The 17,714-nt window shown below is 66.2% G+C and carries 15 protein-coding genes; 9 read left to right on the forward strand and 6 right to left on the reverse strand.

Features of this window, described 5'->3' with window-relative positions:
* Nucleotides 1–109: 109 nt before the first annotated feature.
* Nucleotides 110–961: a LysR family transcriptional regulator gene (locus tag QRO91_RS17375; RefSeq protein WP_100443826.1), complete on the reverse strand. Its 852-nt coding sequence runs from the start codon at nt 959–961 to the stop codon at nt 110–112.
* Nucleotides 962–1,121: 160 nt separating this feature from the next.
* Between QRO91_RS17375 and QRO91_RS17380 the strand changes: the two genes are divergently transcribed.
* From QRO91_RS17380 to betT, 4 genes are all read left to right on the forward strand, one after another.
* The gene (locus QRO91_RS17380) at nt 1,122–1,475 is read left to right on the forward strand and encodes an SMR family transporter (protein ID WP_019659945.1); all 354 of its coding nucleotides are present in this window, start codon (nt 1,122–1,124) and stop codon (nt 1,473–1,475) included.
* Nucleotides 1,475–1,798 (forward strand): multidrug efflux SMR transporter, encoded by a 324-nt coding sequence (locus QRO91_RS17385; RefSeq protein WP_049428414.1) that lies wholly within the window; start codon nt 1,475–1,477, stop codon nt 1,796–1,798. Before QRO91_RS17380 ends, QRO91_RS17385 begins: the two co-directional genes overlap by 1 nt.
* Nucleotides 1,799–1,894: 96 nt before the next feature.
* Nucleotides 1,895–2,275: a VOC family protein gene (locus tag QRO91_RS17390; protein WP_049428416.1), complete on the forward strand. Its 381-nt coding sequence runs from the start codon at nt 1,895–1,897 to the stop codon at nt 2,273–2,275.
* 198 nt (nt 2,276–2,473) lie between these two features.
* Entirely contained in the window at nt 2,474–4,453 is a 1,980-nt protein-coding gene (gene betT / locus QRO91_RS17395; RefSeq protein WP_049428418.1) for a choline BCCT transporter BetT, read from the forward strand.
* A gap of 107 nt (nt 4,454–4,560) precedes the next feature.
* On the opposite strand, the gene QRO91_RS17400 is transcribed toward betT, so the two are convergent.
* Entirely contained in the window at nt 4,561–7,188 is a 2,628-nt protein-coding gene (locus QRO91_RS17400; RefSeq protein ID WP_049428470.1) for a TonB-dependent receptor, read from the reverse strand.
* Nucleotides 7,189–7,421: 233 nt separating this feature from the next.
* Nucleotides 7,422–8,399: a zinc-binding dehydrogenase gene (locus QRO91_RS17405; RefSeq protein WP_197632248.1), complete on the reverse strand. Its 978-nt coding sequence runs from the start codon at nt 8,397–8,399 to the stop codon at nt 7,422–7,424.
* A 433-nt stretch (nt 8,400–8,832) separates the two neighbouring features.
* On the opposite strand from QRO91_RS17405, the gene QRO91_RS17410 reads away from it, so the two are divergent.
* The 4 genes from QRO91_RS17410 to QRO91_RS17425 all read left to right on the forward strand — a co-directional run bounded on the left by QRO91_RS17410 (nt 8,833) and on the right by QRO91_RS17425 (nt 13,152).
* The gene (locus QRO91_RS17410) at nt 8,833–11,211 is read left to right on the forward strand and encodes a ribonucleoside-diphosphate reductase subunit alpha (RefSeq protein ID WP_197651145.1); all 2,379 of its coding nucleotides are present in this window, start codon (nt 8,833–8,835) and stop codon (nt 11,209–11,211) included.
* A gap of 109 nt (nt 11,212–11,320) precedes the next feature.
* Complete coding sequence (locus QRO91_RS17415) at nt 11,321–12,361, forward strand: ribonucleotide-diphosphate reductase subunit beta (RefSeq protein ID WP_049428423.1); 1,041 nt, start codon at nt 11,321–11,323, stop codon at nt 12,359–12,361.
* 25 nt (nt 12,362–12,386) lie between these two features.
* Entirely contained in the window at nt 12,387–12,854 is a 468-nt protein-coding gene (locus QRO91_RS17420; RefSeq protein WP_080354987.1) for a flavodoxin, read from the forward strand.
* The gene (locus tag QRO91_RS17425) at nt 12,826–13,152 is read left to right on the forward strand and encodes a thioredoxin family protein (protein WP_111203848.1); all 327 of its coding nucleotides are present in this window, start codon (nt 12,826–12,828) and stop codon (nt 13,150–13,152) included. Before QRO91_RS17420 ends, QRO91_RS17425 begins: the two co-directional genes overlap by 29 nt.
* 188 nt (nt 13,153–13,340) lie before the next feature.
* Here QRO91_RS17425 and QRO91_RS17430 read toward each other — a convergent pair whose 3' ends face one another.
* On the reverse strand, nt 13,341–14,672 hold the full coding sequence (locus QRO91_RS17430; RefSeq protein WP_197651144.1) for an Nramp family divalent metal transporter: 1,332 nt from the start codon (nt 14,670–14,672) through the stop codon (nt 13,341–13,343).
* A 117-nt stretch (nt 14,673–14,789) separates the two neighbouring features.
* Here QRO91_RS17430 and mntR point away from each other — a divergent pair, with 117 nt between their 5' ends.
* Nucleotides 14,790–15,254: a manganese-binding transcriptional regulator MntR gene (gene mntR / locus QRO91_RS17435; protein ID WP_019659934.1), complete on the forward strand. Its 465-nt coding sequence runs from the start codon at nt 14,790–14,792 to the stop codon at nt 15,252–15,254.
* Nucleotides 15,255–15,331: 77 nt separating this feature from the next.
* On the opposite strand, the gene QRO91_RS17440 is transcribed toward mntR, so the two are convergent.
* Together QRO91_RS17440 and QRO91_RS17445 are read right to left on the reverse strand one after the other, a co-directional pair.
* Nucleotides 15,332–15,880, reverse strand: coding sequence for a thioredoxin-like domain-containing protein (locus QRO91_RS17440; protein ID WP_197651142.1), 549 nt, complete (start codon nt 15,878–15,880; stop codon nt 15,332–15,334).
* A partial coding sequence (locus tag QRO91_RS17445; RefSeq protein WP_285310487.1) for a TonB-dependent siderophore receptor occupies nt 15,870–17,714 on the reverse strand: 1,845 nt, incomplete at its 5' end. The genes QRO91_RS17440 and QRO91_RS17445, both read right to left, overlap by 11 nt.

Here is a 17,714-nt window from a genome sequence, read left to right on the forward strand (position 1 = left end):
TTGCGGGGGGGGTCGTGGGGGGGGCGCCGGGGGTGGGGCGCGGGCGCGGGGCCGCGGGGGCGCGCGGGGGCCGCCCCGGGCGGCCGCCCCCCCCGCCCCCCCCACTACCTCATCCAAGCGCGTCGGCCCACCACAGGGCGGCTGGCCCCGGCGGCGTATCGCGACGCCACAACAGATCGCTGTGGATGCGCCGTGGCCAGCCGGGCAGGGTCAGTTCCACCAGCTGCCCGCGGTCGTAGCGCCGTACCAGCGCGCGTGGCAGCTCGGCCCAGCCGATGCCGTCCTCGGCCATCTCCATCACCATCAGGTAGTCGGTGGCGGTCCATGCCAGGCCCGTGGCCGCGCGGGTGTGGTCGACCTCCGCGCTCAACCGCACCTGCCGGTGCCGTGCCAGCTGGGAAGCCGCGCGCCGGCCGGCGTCGGCCAGCAGATGGCCGCGCGCCACATACACCGACAGTTCGCTGTGGTGCGCCAACGGTCGCGCCACCAGTCCGTCCGGATAGCTTTCCTGGCGTGGCAGCAGGCCCAGCGCGGCGCGACCACTGCCGACCAGTTCCAGCACGTCATCGCCTTCGGCATCCAGCCATTCCAGTTCGATCTCGGGGAACGCTTCGGCAAAGCGCTGCAACACGCGCTGCTCCGGATCGAGCTGGTAGACGTCGGAGAACACCACGGTCAGCCGCGCTTCGACCGGGGCGGCCAGGCGAACGCTCAACTGCTGCAGGCGCGCATCGGCGGCAAGGATCTCCTGTGCGTGGCCCAGTACCTGGCGCCCGGCCTCGGTCAGCTGCGGGTAGCGCCCGCTGCGATCAAACAGGCTCACGCCCAGGTCGGCCTCCAGGTGGGCGATGGCGGTGCTGACCGTCGATTGGGTCTTGCGCAGGCGGCGCGCGGCTGCCGAGAACGAGCCCAGTGCGGCCGCTTCGACGAACGCCTGCAGGGATTCAGGGGAGTAGGGCATTGATCCATCGCTCCTGTCGATGGAATCCATTTTGAATCGACCGTAAAAGGCGATGATACTGGCCGCCGTCGCCCCTGTCTGCGGGGTGTTCCGGATCATCCACGCATGGCGTGGGTCCAATGAGGGCGGGGCGCTGTCCCCGTCCCGCAAGGAGTTTCACATGTCCCGTACTGTTCCCGCCCGTGGCGCGCTGGTCGCCTGGGCCTGCCTGACCGTGGCGATCGTTGCCGAAGTGGTCGGCACCTCGTTCATGGCCCATGCCGCCCGCGACGGTGGCTGGACCGGCTACCTGATCATGGCCGGCGCGCTGGCGCTGTCCTACTACTTCCTGGCGCTGTCGGTGCGCCGCATCGCGGTCGGTGTCGCCTACGCGGTGTGGGAAGGCCTGGGCCTGACTCTGCTGACCGTGGTCGGCCTCACCGTGTTCGGCGAGAGCCTGTCGCTTCAGCAGCTGGCCGGTCTGGTGCTGGCGGTGGTCGGCATCGTCTGTGTCACCCTCGGGGAGGCGCACTGATGAATACCCTGGCCCTGTTTTTCGTGATCTGTTCGGCCTTGATCGACGTCGCCGCCAACATGATGGTGGCCAGGTCGGAAGGCTTCCGCCGCTGGCGCTGGGGTGTCGGCGCGATCGTCATGGTCTGGGTCGCCTTCGCACTGCTGGGCCAGGCGGTGCGCTACATGGACCTGGCCACCGCCTATGCGATGTGGGGTGCAATCGGCGTGATCGGTACCGCCACCTGCGGCCGCCTGCTGTTCGGCAACCGCCTGCGCCCGATCGGCTGGGTTGGCATCGCCCTGGTCACGGCGGCGGTACTGCTCCTCAGCACCGCCAAGTAGCAGCATGCCCGGTCGCGAGCGGGGCGGCGATGATGCAGCGATTTGCGAAGTCGCCCGTGCTCATCGACACTGCGGTTTTCCACATGGAGTGCCCGCATGTTCAGCCACATCACCGTAGGAACGAACGACATGGATGCCGCACGTCGCTTCTACGACGCCCTGTTCGCTGCGATGGACGCGCGTGCGGGCGTATTCGACGAGAAGGGACGGCTGCTGTACTTCAAGGATGGGCGGATGTTCGGTGTAACCGCGCCGATCGATGGGCAGCCAGCGTGCCATGCCAACGGTGGCACCATCGGTTTCAGTCTGGGCAGTGCAGAGGCCGTGCGTGCCTGGCAGGAAGCTGGAGTGGCTCACGGTGGTACCGCCATCGAAGATCCGCCCGGCATCCGCAACATGTCCGGTCGGCAGGTGTTCCTGGCCTATCTGCGTGACCCGGGTGGCAACAAGCTGTGTGCGGTGCATGTAATGTCGTGATCGGACAGGATGCGCGTGGCCGCGCCGCAGGCGGTGCGCGCGGCCTGCGCAAGCCAAGGGTGCGCGGGCCGCGCGCGCGTGATACCACGGAATGAGCGGACGGGCCTGCGACCGCAGGCCGCAACTTCATGCTCTGTCCACTGCGGTTCAGCCAGAATCGGTCGGCTAATTCCCTGATCTACCGGAGAACGCCGCCCCATGGATGTACTGGAGCCGCAACAATCCCCGGTGCGCACCCTTCGGCCTGTGTTCGCCTTCGCGGCGATCGTTGTCGTGGCGTTCGCGCTGTTCGTCAGCCTGTTTCCACTCGGTGCGGGCCGCCTTCTGCTGAAGGCGCAGGACTGGGCCGCACTGAATGTCGGCTGGTACTACCTGCTGGCGATGACCCTCTACCTGGTGTTCGTGGTCGGAGTGGCGCTGTCCAAGTACGGCGGCATCAAGCTGGGTGCTGACCATGACGAGCCGGAGTTCAGCTACCTCTCGTGGGCCGGCATGCTGTTCGCGGCCGGCATCAGCATCACCCTGTTCTTCTTCTGCGTCTCCGAACCGCTGACCCACTACCTGCAGCCGCCGCAGGGCGATCCGGCTGCGGGCGAGGCCGGTGCACGGCAGGCCATGCAGCTGTTGTTCCTGCATTGGGGCCTGCACGGCTGGGGCGTGTTCGCACTGGCAGCGATGGCGATGGCCTATTTCGCCTATCGCCACAACCTGCCACTGGCGCTGCGCTCGGCGCTGTACCCGCTGATCGGCAAGCGCATCAACGGCCCGATCGGCTACACCGTGGATGCGCTGGGCATCGTCGCCACCGTGTTCGGCATCGGCGCCGACATGGGCTTCGGGGTGCTGCACCTCAATGCCGGGCTGGCGCACCTGTTCAACATCCCGCATTCCAACCTGGTGCAGATCATCCTGGTGGTGGCGATGATGGGCGCGGCGGTGGCCGTGGCCGTCTCCGGCGTGGAGAAGGGCGTGCGCTGGATGGCCAACATCAACATGCTGCTGGCGATCGCGCTGGTGCTGTTCATGCTGTTCGCCGGGCCGACGCAGTACCTGTTCAGCACCTTGATGCAGAACCTGGGCGACTACCTGGGCAGCGTGGTCGGCAAGAGTTTCGATGTGTATGCCTACGGCGGCCGCCCCGAATGGCTGGGCGGCTGGACGGTGTTCTACTGGGCATGGTGGATCGGCTGGGCACCGTTCGTGGGCTTGTTCATCGCACGCATCTCACGGGGCCGCACCATCCGCGAATTCGTGTTCGGCGTGCTGCTGATCCCGCTGGGCTTCACCCTGGCCTGGCTGTCGATCTTCGGCAACAGCGCGCTGGACCAGGTGCTGCACCACGGCCAGCAGCAGTTGGCACAGCTGGCGGTTGATGATCCACCGACGGTGCTCTACGCGTTGTTGGATGGCTACCCGTGGAGTCGCACGGTGATCGCGGTGACGGTGCTGGTCAGCTTCATCTTCTTCGTGACCTCGGCCGACTCGGGCGCGGTGGTGTTGTCCACGTTGTCGTCGCATGGCGGCGCACCCGAGGACGACGGCCCACGTTGGCTGCGGGTGTTCTGGGGCACCGTGATCGCGGTGCTGACGGCGGGCCTGCTGCTGGCCGGCAGCATCGACGCACTGAAATCGGCGGTGGTACTGGCGTCGTTGCCGTTCTCGGCGATCCTGTTGTTGATGATGTGGGGGCTGACCCGCGCCTTCAGTGACGAGTCGCATCGCAAGCGCGCGCTGCAGTACCGGCCGTCACCGCTGATCGGAGACGATCGCCACCACCAGGGCTGGCGCCAGCGCCTGAGCCAGGCCATGCACTTCCCGGTGCGCGACCAGGTCTACCGTTTCATGGATGACACGGTGAAGCCGGCGATGGAGGCGGTGGCCGAGCAGCTGCGCGGGCAGGGCTGGGACGTGGCCACGCGCTTTGAGGCCGGCGACATGGAGTTGACGGTGAACCACGGCGAGCAGCAGGACTTCCTGTACCGGGTGATCCTGAGTGGCTACCTGACGCCGTCGTTCGCCGCGCAGCAGCTGCGCAACCAGCGCTACTACCGCGCCGAGGTGCACCTGTTCGAAGGCAGCCAGGATTACGACCTGGTCGGCTACAGCCGCAAGCAGATCATCAACGACATCATCAGCCAGTACGAACGACACCTGCAGTTCCTGCACCTGAGCCGGTGATGCGGTCGGTGCGGACCGTGGGTCCGCACCGACCTGTAGAGCCGAGCCCATGCTCGGCTGCGCGGTGCCGAAGAGCAGCGGAGCATGGCTGGCCTCTACAGTGGCAATCAGAACCGGTAACGCGCTCCCAGCGAGACGAACTGCCCGCGCAGGTTGTACTGGCTGATGTCGAAGCCGTTGGAACCGCCAGCCGGATCGAACGGCGGGTCCCTGTCGGTCAGGTTCAGCACCGACAGCGACAGCGTGGTGTTGGGAATCCCTTCGTACGCCACGTACAGGTCCAGCTGGTGATAGGGCTTGACGCGGTCGCGCAGGCCCGGATTGCTGGTCGCGGTCGCCACGCGCTGGTCGTAGCCGCTCACGTACTGCAGGCTCAGCGTGCTGCTCCAGTCACCGACCGCCCAGTTCAGCGATGTGGTGCCGCGGGTACGGGGTAGCGCACCGTGACGGTTATTGCCGGCGCCGTCATACGGTGCCTGCCCGGCCACCAGCGGCTGCTTGAAGCTGAGCAGGTGGGTCCAGCTGCCGGCCACGGTGAAGTTGCCCCAGCCCTCGGTGCGGAAGGTGTGGTTGGCGTCCAGGTCCAGCCCCGAAGTGGTCAGTTCCCCCTGGTTGGCGTACTGGTTGGTGATGAACTGGATGCGCCCCTGCGCATCACGTTGTACACGACCGGGGAACAGCGTCGGGTTGTCGACGATGAACTGCGCACTGTCAGGCTTGACCAGGTTGTCCTGCACGATGCGGTACCAGTCCAGGCCGATGCTGGTATCGCCATCCGGCGACCACACCGCCCCCACATTGAAGTTGCGCGAGCGCTCGGCCTTCAGGTCCGGGTTGCCGGTGCGGATGTTGGTTACGCCACGGCTGCCGCCGGGCTGCAGCGGATCCAGCGGATCGATCACCGAGCCATAGCTGACGGTCTGGCCGGGCGCGATCTCCGGCAACGAAGGTGCGCGGAACCCGCGCGAGAACGAACCACGCAGCAGCAGGCTGTCCAACGGCTGCCAGCGCAGCGCCACCTTCGGCGAGAACGCCTTGCCGAAGTCGTCGTAGTGGTCGCCACGGCCGGCCACCTGCAGTTCCAGCGTGCGGTGCAGCGGCACGCTCAGCTCGGCGTAGGCAGCACTGACCTGGCGCTCGCCGTTGACCACGTTGATCGCCGGGCGCAGTTCGGTGCCCGACAGCACCTGGGCGCTGGTGCGCGCATCCAATGATTCTTTGCGGAACTCCGCGCCCCAGGCGAAGCCGACTGAACCGGCCGGCAGCTCCCACAGCGAGGTCGAGGCCTTCACGTTCAACGCGTGCAGTTTGTACCAGCCCGGGCGCTTGGTCTGCAGGCGCAGGGCATCCAGCGCGCCCGGCGTGCTGGACGGGTTGAGGAAGTTGTAGCTGCCGTCGCGCAGGATCTGCTCGAACGCATAGCGGTTGACGAAGTTGTCGACGTATTCGCGCTGCGCGCTCTGCGAGGTCAGCGCCGCCACTTCCCAGTCCCAGCGCTCGCCACTGCCGCGCACGCCGGCCAGGGCACGGTAGAACACCTGAGTGTTGTCCTTCAGGCGCGGGCCGAGGTCGAAGAAGGTGTACTCGAACGGCAGCGGCGTGCTGCCCGGATTGTTGGGGTGGCCGACCGGCAGCACTGCCGGCACGTCGATGAGCGTGCCGGTGGCCGGGTTGTAGGCACGCAGGCCCGGGCCGACGGTCAGCGGCGCGCTGAAGATCTGGTCGGCCTTGTTGTGGCTGTACAGCACATCGGCGAAGGCCTCGACGCTGTCATTGAAGCGGTAAGTCGCGCTCAACGACGCCTGCAGGCGCTCGGCGCCGGGTTGCAGGGTCTTGAATGGCTGCGCGTTGAAGGCGCAGGCCTGGCCGGGCAGGGTGCTGCCGAAGTCGCTGTACGGGCGCAGCTGGCTGCCATCAGGGCAGTTGCCGAACGGTTGCGGCGCGCGCGGGTTGGACAGCCAGTTGCCACCGGCGGTGGACCAGCCGGCCAGGCGGCCGCCGGGCTTGTCTCGGAAATCGCCGCTGCGGGTGTAGGCGCGCTGATCGGCGTCGAGGCGGTCGCGCTTGAGCAGGTCCAGCCCGAACAGCACGTTCCAGCCCTGCTGTTCCAGGTCGCCGAAGCCGGCCAGCAGGTTGGCCTTGCGTTCGTCCAGGCCGCCCTGGGTGGCGGTACCGAAGCCGCCGCCCACTTCCACGCCCTGGAAGTTCCTGCGCAGGATGATGTTGATGACACCGGCGATGGCGTCGGAGCCATACACCGCCGAGGCGCCGTCCTTCAGCACTTCGATGCGTTCCACCGCGCTGATCGGCAGCGCGTTGAGGTCGACGAAGGTATCCTGGGTATTGAGCGCGAAGCCGAAGTTGGACACGCGGTAGCCGTTGACCAGCACCAGTGTGTTCTTCGGCGACAGGCCACGCAGGCCGATCGAGGCCGAGCCGGCGGCGAAGCTGCCGGTGTACTGCTCGTCGAAGCTGTTGCCGGCATTGGCCGACAGGTTGCGCAGCACGTCGGTAAGGGTGGAGCGGCCGGTCTGCTCGATCTGTTCGCGGCTGACGATCTGCACCGGGTTCGGCCCGGCGGTATCGCTGCGCTTGATGTTGGAGCCGGTCACCAGCACGGTGCCGAGGGTGGTGCTGTCCTTGCCGGTGTCGGCGGTTTCAGCGGCGCCGGCAGCGCCGGCGGTAAGGCCCAGCGCGATGGCGCCGGCAAGTAGGTTCAGGGTGGTGCGGTACATGGAAGCGACAACGCCGAACGGGGGAGGAGCCGTCAGTACCGCATGCAGGTACATGCACCTTCCAATGACGAAAGCGCATTCAGTTATACATCACAGGTTCTTAACGAACCAGCTCGGTGGGTGCGGACCGTTGGTCCGCACGCCCCTGTAGAGCCGAGCCTACGCTCGGCTCCACACACTGGCCGGAAAGCAGCCGAGCATGGCTCGGCTCTACAGAACGCAATGTCAGACGATCACGGCCGCAGCAGCACCTTGCCATTGCGTCCCGACCCAGCACCGGCCTTCGCTGCCTGGGCGATATCGTCCAGCGCGAAGATCTGCTCCACCGGCAGGGTCAATTCACCCTGCGCCGCACGCTTTAGCAGTTCGCCAACCAGCCGGCGCTTGTCCTCCACCGCCATCGCCTGACTGACCTTGCTGCCCCAGAAGCCCTTCACCGTGGCTTCCTTGTAGATCAGGCCGCCAGCGGGAATGCGCATGGGTTCGCCGCTCATCACACCGAACGACACCAGCGTGCCGTGGTGCCCGAGCAGGTCGACCAGGTCACCGCTGGCGTCGCCGCCGATGGAATCCACCGCGGCTGCGGCCTGCGTTTCGCCGGTGGCTTCACGAACGCGATCCTTCCAGCCTTCTACCGAGGTGTCGAATACATGATCGATGCCGAGCGCCTGCAACTGCACCACGGCGGCGGCGTTGCGCACCAGGTTGGCCACATGCACGCCACGCGCCTTTGCCAACATCGCCAGCGACTTGCCGACCGCGCCGTTGGCGGTGTTCTGCACGACCCATTGCCCCGCTTCGACATGCAGGAATTCCAGCAGCATCAGCGCACTCAGCGGCATCGCGATCAGCTGCGCGGCCATTTCGTCGGGGATCGCCTCCGGCATCGGAATCACCATGCGTGCCGGTGCAATGAACGCCTCGGCCCAGGTGCCGTCTACCGAGGCGGCGGCAACCCGCTGGCCGATCTGCAGGCCGTCGACGCCATCGCCGAGTGCATCGACCACGCCCAGTGCTTCACTGCCACCGATCGCCGGCAGCGTCGGCTTGTAGCCATACAGGCCACGCACGGTCAGCAGGTCGTGGTTGTGGATCGAGGCCAGCACGGTGCGGATACGCACCTCGCCGGGGCCGGGCTCGGGCAGGGCGGCATTGGCAATGGCGAGGACGTCGGCCGGGTTGCCGAAGGAGGAGTACTGGGCGGCGCGCATGGGCGGTGTTCCGGTGAAAGTTGATGTTGTACCGAACTGGGGACGCAGGGGATGTCGACAAGGCGTCGCCGCTGCAACACGGCATCCTGCGACTGATCGTCGCGACATGTGTTGATTACCGCATATTGTGTTGACGGCTCGGGATATCCCCACTATGTTGTGGCCGTCACTCCCGGTCAGCCGCCGCCGCCGGACATGCAGCAAACGTCCCGCGGCCCGCCCCTGAAGGCTTGCCGTGTCGACGCGGCCGCTATCGCGCGGACCCAGATCGCCCCCACGGCCCGGATACCGGCCGCAGGCGCAGGCCATTGCCGACGACTTGGTGTTCCCGCGCTATGGCATCCCACCCCGACCGCCCCGTGCGCCGGTATCGCGTGCAGGGCCGCCACGGCATCGACCGCCAACGCGCGTGCGAGCCTGGAGTTCCACCACCATGACCGACAGTACCTTCCGCGTGGCCGATCTGGCCGGCGCCGGCGACGCCTTGCGCGCCGGTGGCGAGCGTGTGCCGACCTGGATCACCAAGGAGGCCGGCAACCGCCGCCTGCCGTTCGACGCCGAGCGCCTGCAACGCAGCATCGATACCGTGCACGCCGAGTTCCCGCAGCTGGATGTGAGCGACTACCGCCGCGTGGTGCAGGCGATGGTCGAGCGCAAGCCCAGCCTCAGTGCTGATGACCTGGTCGACCTGCTGATCCGCGAGGCCGAGTCGCGCGTGGACCTGGTCGCGCCGGAGTGGGAACAGTTTGCCGCGCGCATCTACCTGCGGCGACTGTACAAGCGCGCCAGCCGCAACCGCTTCTACGATGTCAGCCTGAAGTACGGCTCCTACGTGGGCCTGCAGGAGAGCCTGGCTGACCGCGGCATCTACAGCAACGACATCCTGCGCTGCTATTCCAAGGAAGAACTGCAGCAGGCCGGCGAGATGATCGACCCGGAGCGCGACCGCCTGTTCGCCTACAACGGCCTGTACCTGCTGGCCACGCGCTACCTGGCCAGCGATCGCAGCCGTGAGGTCTACGAATTGCCGCAGGAGCGCTGGCTGACCATTGCGCTGTACCTGATGCAGGAAGAGGGCGGGGCTGGTGAGAGCGGCCGCGTACGCCGCATGCAGCTGGTCGGCGAGGCGTACTGGGCGCTGTCCAACCTGTACATGACGGTGGCCACGCCGACCCTGGCCAACGCCGGCAAGGTGGGCGGCCAGCTGTCCAGCTGCTTCATCGACACGGTGGATGACAGCCTGCAGGGCATCTATGACTCCAACACCGATATCGCCCGTGTTTCCAAGCATGGCGGCGGCGTGGGGGCCTACATGGGATACGTGCGCAGCAGCGGTGCGCCGATCCGTGGCGTGCCCAATTCCTCCGGTGGCGTGGTGCCGTGGATCAAGCAGCTCAACAACACCGCCGTATCGGTGGACCAGCTCGGCCAGCGCAAGGGCGCAGTGGCGGTGTACCTGGATATCTGGCACCGCGATATCGAGGCCTTCCTCGATCTGCGCCTGAACAATGGCGACCAGCGCCTGCGCGCGCATGATGTGTTCACCTCGGTGTGCGTGCCGGACCTGTTCATGGAGGCGGTGGAGCGCCGCGCCGACTGGTACCTGTTCGACCCGCACGAAGTAAAGAGCGCCAAGGGCTGGTACCTGCAGGACTTCTACGACGAGAAGCGTGGCTCTGGCAGCTTCCGCGACCGCTACGTCGAACTGGTGGCCGACGAGCGCATCAGCCGCCGAACGGTGAAGGCCATCGATCTGTTCAAGCGGATCATGCTCAGCCAGCTGGAGACCGGCAATCCGTTCTTGTTCTTCCGCGACGAGGTCAATCGCAGGAATCCGAACAAGCACGCGGGCATGATCTATTCCAGCAACCTGTGCACCGAGATCCTGCAGAACATGAGCCCGACGCGGATGATCCAGGAGATCGTCAGCGGCGATCAGATCGTCACCACCCGGCGTGCCGGTGACTTCGTGGTCTGCAACCTGTCCTCGATCAATCTCGGTCGTGCGATCAGTGCGCCGGATGACCTGCTGGCCTCCGATGTGCTGGAGCGGCTGATCCCGATCCAGGTGCGCATGCTCGACAACGTGATCGACCTCAACGCGCTGCCGGTGCCGCAGGCCACGATCACCAACCGCAAGTACCGCGCCATCGGCCTGGGCACGTTCGGCTGGCACCACCTGCTGGCGCAGCAGGCGATCCAGTGGGAATCGCCGGACGCCGAGGCGTTGGCCGACCGCCTGTACGAGCGCATCAACTTCCTGACCATCCAGGCCAGCGCACAGCTGGCCAAAGAAAAGGGCAGCTACCCGATGTTCGCCGGCAGCGACTGGCACAACGGCCGCTATTTCCGTGACCGCGACTATAGCGGTGCCGCCTGGGACGGCCTCGCCCGCGAGGTGGCTACACACGGCCTGCGCAATGGCTGGCTGCTGGCGGTGGCGCCGAACATGAGCACCGCGCAGATTGCGGGTTCCACGGCTTCGATCGACCCGATCTACAGCGCGTTCTACTACGAGGAAAAGAAGGACTTCCGGCGGCCGGTGGCCGCACCGGGCCTGTCGCTGGAAACCTGGCCGTACTACGAGAAGGGCGCCTACAAGGTCGACCAGTTCGCCAGCGTGCGCCAGAACGCGCGCCGCCAGCGCCATGTCGACCAGTCGATCAGCTTCAACCTGTACGTGCCCAGCACCATTCGCGCCAGCACGTTGTTGGAGCTGCATCTGACGGCATGGCGTGAGGGTCTGAAGACCACCTACTACGTGCGCTCCAACGACATCGACATCAGCGAATGCGAGTGGTGCGCCAGCTGATCGCGGCCGCCCTGTAGAGCCGAGCCCACGCTCGGCTCAGACGCGAAGAGCAGCCGAGGATGGGCTCGGCTCTACATCCGCAATGCACGTAATGCGAAGGCAAACGACCATGGCAACCCCGCTCGACCGCATCAAGATCCTCGAACCGCGCCACCCGAACCGCAGCACCGGCATCATCAATGGCCGCACCAGCGGCATCCTGAACTGGAACGACATTCCGTACCCCTCGTTCTATCGGGCCTACAAGGAGTTGTCGACCAACTTCTGGATTCCCGACGAGGTGGACATGAAGCTGGATGCGCGCCAGTACGGCGAGCTGTCCGGGCGCGAGAAGAACGCTTACGACTCGATCATCGGCCTGCTGGCCACGCTGGATTCGCCACAGACGCGCTTCATCTACAACGTGGCCGAGTACATCACCGACCCGGCGGCGCATGCCAACGCGGCGATCATCGGCCAGCAGGAGGTGATCCACAACGAGAGCTACAGCTACGTGCTGGCCTCGATCACCGACCTGCCGAACCAGAACCGCATCTTCGAGATCGCCCGCACGCACCCGACCATCATCAAGCGCAACGCGCCGATCATGGGGGCGTATGACGATTTCATGCGCGAAAAGACCGCCGAGACCCTGCTGAAGTCGCTGATCCAGTCGTCGATCCTGGAGGGCATCAACTTCTATTCCGGGTTTGCCTACTTCTACAACATGGTGCGGCAGAACCGCATGACCGGCACCGGCAAGATCATCAGCTTCATCAACCGTGACGAGCTGGCCCACACCAAGTTCATCAGCGAGCTGATCCGCGCCATCATCGGCGAGAACCCGGAGCTGCAGACCAATGAACTGACCGCGTACGTGCACCAGGCGTTCGAGCATGCGATCGAACTGGAGACGCAGTGGTCCTCGGAAGTACTGGACGGCATCGACGGCATCGATGTCGAGGAGATGACGCGCTACGTGAAGTACCGGGCCAACAAGATGGCCGGCATGCTGGGCATCGAGCGCCTGTATAGCGACACCACCGACAACGTGATGCCCTGGATCAAGGCCTACGCCGACAACTTCACCGAGACCAAGACCGACTTCTTCGAGATGCGCAATGCAAGCTACAAGAAGACCAACGTCGACAACGGGTTCGACGACCTCTGAGCCCAGCGCCGCGCTGAGCATCCTGGTGGTGGTTGCCTCGTTGAGCGGCAACACCCGCGAACTCGGCCGGCTGATTGCCAAACGCTGCCGCGCTGCCGGCCATACGGTGCACTGGCAGGAGGCCGACGACCTGCGCCAGGCACCGCCGCTGGCGGCCGATGAGGCCGACCTGGTGCTGCTGGGCTGCTGGACCGACAACGCCGGGCGTACGCCAGCGGAGATGAAGGCGTGGGTGGCCGGTATTGTCGAGCGCGGCGAGCGGCCACGGCAGCTGGCGGTGTTCGGCACCGGCGAAACGCAGTGGGGGCAGGAATACTACTGCGGTGCCGTGCACCGGCTGATCCACTATTTCCGCAGCGACTACCCGCCGCTGGAGATCGAACAGATGCCGCATGGCGTTCGCCACGCCGAGGCCATCAGTGCCTGGACCGATGCGGTCCTGGCCCACTACTGGAGCAACACCGATGCAGATCATCGACGCCACCACGCCTGAGCAGTTCCAGCAGCTGCTGGCCGAGCACCCGCGGGTGCTGGTGGATTTCCACAAGGACCAGTGCCCCGGCTGCCGGATGCTGGAAATGTCCCTGCACCGGGTAGCTGCCAGCAGTGCGGGGCAGGGAACCACCCTGCTGCGCGTGCAGCTGGAGGTGCTGGGCGAGGCGTTCTTCAGGCAGCTGGGCCTGCGGCAGACGCCTACGCTGGCGTTGTTCCGTGACGGCGACGAACGCACGCGCCTGGCCGGTTTCCAGTCACCGCAGCAGATCGAGGCCGCGATCGCGTTGTATCTGTGAGGCCCGGGTGGTTGCATCGGTAGCGCCGGGCCATGCCCGGCAGCCTTTCGCGGGATCCTGATCTCTGTAGAGCCGAGCCATGCTCGGCTGCTGTTCGCGCGGTGCGCGATGAGTCGAGCATGGCTCGACTCTACAAACGCATCCACGCATGGCGTGGATCTACCGGGGCAGGGGCCGTCCATTTGGCGTCACCCGCCGCTGAAGGTATCCACCAGCAGCTTCACGTTCAGCACCACGATCACCAGCGCGATCACCCAGGCAATCGCACCCAGCCAGCGCGGCGCCACCAGCGCACCCATCGTCACCTTGTCGGTCACGATCCGCACCAGCGGGATGATCGCAAACGGCAGCTGCATCGACAGCACCACCTGGCTCAGCACCAGCAGCTTCACCGCGCCCTGGTCGCCGAACAGCATGATCACCACCACCACCGGAATGATCGCCAGCGCCCGCGTGATCAGCCGCCGCAGCCACGGCGGCAGGCGCAGGTGCAGGAAGCCTTCCATCACGATCTGCCCGGCCAGCGTAGCGGTCACCGTTGAATTCAGGCCCGACGCCAGCAGCGCCACCGCGAACAACGTCGCCGCCGCGCCCACCCCCAGCATAGGCGCCAGCAGCTGGTGCGCCTGCTCGATGTCTTCCACATCGAAGCGGCCATTGGCATGGAACACCGCCGCCGCCAGGATCAGGATGCTGGCGTTGATGAACAGTGCCAGGGTCAGCGCGAGGGTGCTGTCGGTCACCGCCCAGCGCAGCGCGCTGCGACGGCCCTCATCGGTGCGCGGGTAGGCGCGGGTCTGCACGATGGACGAATGCAGGTACAGGTTATGCGGCATCACCGTGGCGCCGATGATGCCGATGGCGATGTACAGCGCGTGCGGATCGGTCACCACCTGGGCGCGCGGAATGAACCCGCCCAGCACCGCCATCACCGGTGGTGCGGCCAATGCGATCTGCACCATGAAGCAGCCGAAGATCACCATCAGCAGCGCGATTACGAACGCTTCCAGTGCGCGGAAGCCGCGGTTCATCAACAGCAGTACCAGAAGCGTGTCCAGCGCGGTGATCACTGCGCCCCAGAGCAGGGGCAGGTCGAACAGCAGCTTCAGCGCGATCGCAGTGCCGATCACCTCGGCCAGGTCGCAGGCGATGATGGCCGCCTCGCACAGCGCCCACAGTGCCAGGTTCACCGGCTTGGGGTAACGCGCGCGGCAGGCCTGCGCCAGGTCCATGCCGGTGGCGATGCCCAGCCGCGCCGACAGCGCCTGCAGGATCACCGCCATCAGGTTGGAAATGAGGATGACAGACAGCAGCAGGTAGCCGAAGCGCGAGCCGCCGGCCAGATCGGTGGCCCAGTTGCCCGGGTCCATGTAGCCGACCGAAATCATGTAGCCCGGGCCGAGGAAGGCCAGCAGGCGGAACCACCACTGCCCCTTGTCGGGTACCGCCACCGAGGCATTGAGCGCGCCCAGGCTGGCCGGGGTGGGGGCCGAAGGGTCGCGGGGCGCCAGGGTGTTCATGGGTCCGAATATAGCTCCTGCTATAGTCATTAGCAATGTGAAACAATCGTCTTTATCGCGTTACTGGTCCAGAATTCAGTTTCAAACCCGGAGTAGACCGGAAGAACAGGCGCAGGCGTGGGCAAGACCGACGATTCGACATCGCTGAAAAGCACCCCCTTGATCGAGGCCGAGCGCCAGGTCGAGAGCTTCCGCCAAGTGCGCGAGGCGCACCGGATGGAGCTGGTGGAGGACTATGTCGAGCTGATCTCGGACCTGCTGGCCGACGGTGGCGAGGCCCGCCAGGTCGATATCGCCACCCGCCTGGGCGTGGCCCAGCCCACCGTGGCGAAGATGCTGCGGCGGTTGGCTCGTGATGGCTGGGTGGTGCAGCGGCCGTACCGCGGCGTGTTCCTGACCCCGGAAGGCGAGGCGCTGGCGCATGCCAGCCGCCAGCGGCACCAGACCGTGGAGCGTTTCCTGCTGGCACTGGGCGTGGACCCGGATACCGCACGGCGCGATGCCGAGGGCATCGAGCACCATGTGAGCGAGCAGACGCTGGCGCTGTTCGAGGCGTTCGTGCGCAAGGCCGAGGGTGGTTGAGCCACGTTTCCTGTAGAGCCGAACCATGCTCGGCTGCCATTCGCGTGATGGCAGGGGCATCCACGCATGGCGTGGATCTAAAATCCGGGCGGGCATCGCGCCTGCCGCTGCGCACACGCCTGTTTCGTCCATTCCTTCAACACCGGCTGCAGGCCTTCGTAACGCCGGCCCTGCCAGCCGTTGGCCAGCACCTTGCCATCGGCATCGATCAGCACCAGATTCGGCGGTGCCAGCCCAGCCAAGGCCTGCAGCGCCGGCATGCGCGCGGCGCGGCGCGGGTCCAGCACCGGCCACGGCATGCCCTGCGACTGCATGTAGCGGCGCAGCGTGCTCTCGCTCTCATCCAGGCTGACGTACACCACTTCGGTATCGGCACCGGCCTCGCGCAACGCGTCGCGTACGCTGCGCAGTGTGGGTACGAAGGCATGGCACGGCGCACACCAGTCAGCACCGAAGTACAGCGCCACCAGTTTCGGCGGTGGCGTCCATTGCATCGGTCGCAGCGTGCGTTGTTTCGGACGCATCAACGAGGCCGAGACCTGCGGATGCAGGTCCGTGGCCATTGCCGGTGCGCCCAGCAGCAGGGCGCCGGCCAGCGACAACGCCCGCAGCAGCTCAGAATGCATAGCGCAGGTTGACGTACCACGAGCGCGCGAAACGCGGCCCGTAGACATAGTCGCTGTCACGCAGCGCACCCACTTCGAGATCCTTCTGGCGCTGGTCGAACACATTCTTGACGCCTGCGGCCACCGATACTTCCTGCTGCGCCTGCGCACCGAGGTGGCGGTGCCAGCGTGCCCCCAGATCAGTGACCAGGAACGAACGCGTGCGGTGCAGCTCGCCCAGCCGGTTGTTCAGCACCGACATCGGCCCGGTATGACGCAGCGCGACGAAGGTCTCCCACGGTTCGGCCGGCATCCAGCTGAGCTGTGCCAGGCCGGTCCAGCGCGGTGTCTTCAGGTAATCGCGGCTTTCGATCATGGTGTCGCCACCGTCGCCGGTGTCGTCGAAGATGCGCTGCGGTTCGCGGAAGCGCGAGCGGTACCACGAGGCACCCGCGGTGAGGCGCCACTGCGGCGACGGCTGCCAGCCGAGGTTGGTTTCCGCACCCAGCACGTAGGAGCCGGAAGCGTTGTAGCGCAGCTGGCTCAGTTGGCCATCGTCGCCGCGCTGGATCTCGCCCAGTGCGAAGGTGTCGCGGATGCGTGCATAGGAGGCGGTGGCATCCCAGCTCCACACCGGATTGGCCGGGTCCGATCGCCAGTCGAAGCCGAACAGGGTGGTCAACGCGCGCTCTTCCTTGAGACCGTCGGTGTTGCGCACGCGCACCTGTTCGCCACCCAGCGTATCGACATGCACATCCTCGACGAAGATCTCCGGGGCACGGAAGCCGGTGGCGACGCCGGCCCGCCATTTCAGGTTCGGCGTGGCCTGCCAGGCCAGCGCGATGCGCGGCGAGAACACCGCGTTGTCCAGCTCCGAGCTCTTGTCCACGCGTGCGCCCAACACCAGGTCGACGTTGTCACGCAGGCTCCATTCGTCCTGGATGAAGGCGCCCAGGTTGTGGAAGGCTGCATCTTCCAGCACCGCCAAGCGCTGCCCGTCACCTGTGCGGTTGTCGTCGCGCAGCGCCTCGTGCTTGTACTGCACACCAAAGGCCAGCGCGTGCGCACTCAACCGCCAGTTCAACTGGCTGTCGATGTAGTGCAGCGGGTTGTGCGTGCGGCCGTACTGGCGCCAGGAACGCGAGGCCGCGCTGCCGGCTACGTTCGGGTCCAGCTGCGTCGGGTCATAGCCGGGCGCGGAAGGATCGGTCACGACATCACCCAGGCCGCCATAGAAACTGTCGCGGTCGATATCGGCGAAGGCGTAGGCCAGGCGGAAATCGACGTCGGCATTGATTTCCTGGTCCCACGACACGCTGCCGCGGCGGTATTTCGTATCCAGCGATTCGGCGATGTTGGCCAGGTATTCGGGCTGGTCAAGACGATTGCCACCACGGCGGGTTTCATCGGTCACCTGCAGGTCCAGGCGCAGCCGCGTGCCGGGATTGGGCGCATACCAGGCCTGCAGCCCGCCGACCTTGAGGTTCTTGCGGGTGATTTCGGTGTAGCCGTCGCCGTTGTAGTCGATGCCACTGTTCCAGTTGCGCTGGGCAATCACTGAAAGTCCGGCGTCGGCGTCCTTCGCCACCAGGTCCAGGCGCACATCGGCGTTCTTCTGCGGCGTGCCCTTCAGCACGTCCGCACCGGCCTGCACATGGCCGCCGCTGCGCGCCGGCAGGGGCGGGATCAGGTTGATTACACCGGCCACCGCACCCGGGCCGTACAGCGCCGAGCCCCCGCCTTTGACCACTTCAATGCGGTCCACGAACCCGGCCGGAATCTGTTCCAGGCCATAGACGCTGCCCAGCGTGGACAGCAGCGGGATGCCATCGAACAACAGCTGGTTGTAGGCGCC

The sequence above is a fragment of the Stenotrophomonas maltophilia group sp. Smal32 genome, assembly GCF_030237085.1.
In the GTDB taxonomy this organism is placed as follows: Bacteria; Pseudomonadota; Gammaproteobacteria; order Xanthomonadales; family Xanthomonadaceae; genus Stenotrophomonas; species Stenotrophomonas maltophilia_Q.

Bases quoted from the DNA above. Each gene is read 5' to 3' on its own strand.
- QRO91_RS17375 (WP_100443826.1), bottom strand. From the start codon at position 961: ATGCCCTACTCCCCTGAATCCCTGCAGGCGTTCGTCGAAGCGGCCGCA.
- QRO91_RS17380 (WP_019659945.1), top strand. From the start codon at position 1,122: ATGTCCCGTACTGTTCCCGCCCGTGGCGCGCTGGTCGCCTGGGCCTGC.
- QRO91_RS17385 (WP_049428414.1), top strand. From the start codon at position 1,475: ATGAATACCCTGGCCCTGTTTTTCGTGATCTGTTCGGCCTTGATCGAC.
- QRO91_RS17390 (WP_049428416.1), top strand. From the start codon at position 1,895: ATGTTCAGCCACATCACCGTAGGAACGAACGACATGGATGCCGCACGT.
- betT (WP_049428418.1), top strand. From the start codon at position 2,474: ATGGATGTACTGGAGCCGCAACAATCCCCGGTGCGCACCCTTCGGCCT.
- QRO91_RS17400 (WP_049428470.1), bottom strand. From the start codon at position 7,188: ATGTACCGCACCACCCTGAACCTACTTGCCGGCGCCATCGCGCTGGGC.
- QRO91_RS17405 (WP_197632248.1), bottom strand. From the start codon at position 8,399: ATGCGCGCCGCCCAGTACTCCTCCTTCGGCAACCCGGCCGACGTCCTC.
- QRO91_RS17410 (WP_197651145.1), top strand. From the start codon at position 8,833: ATGACCGACAGTACCTTCCGCGTGGCCGATCTGGCCGGCGCCGGCGAC.
- QRO91_RS17415 (WP_049428423.1), top strand. From the start codon at position 11,321: ATGGCAACCCCGCTCGACCGCATCAAGATCCTCGAACCGCGCCACCCG.
- QRO91_RS17425 (WP_111203848.1), top strand. From the start codon at position 12,826: ATGCAGATCATCGACGCCACCACGCCTGAGCAGTTCCAGCAGCTGCTG.
- QRO91_RS17430 (WP_197651144.1), bottom strand. From the start codon at position 14,672: ATGAACACCCTGGCGCCCCGCGACCCTTCGGCCCCCACCCCGGCCAGC.
- QRO91_RS17440 (WP_197651142.1), bottom strand. From the start codon at position 15,880: ATGCATTCTGAGCTGCTGCGGGCGTTGTCGCTGGCCGGCGCCCTGCTG.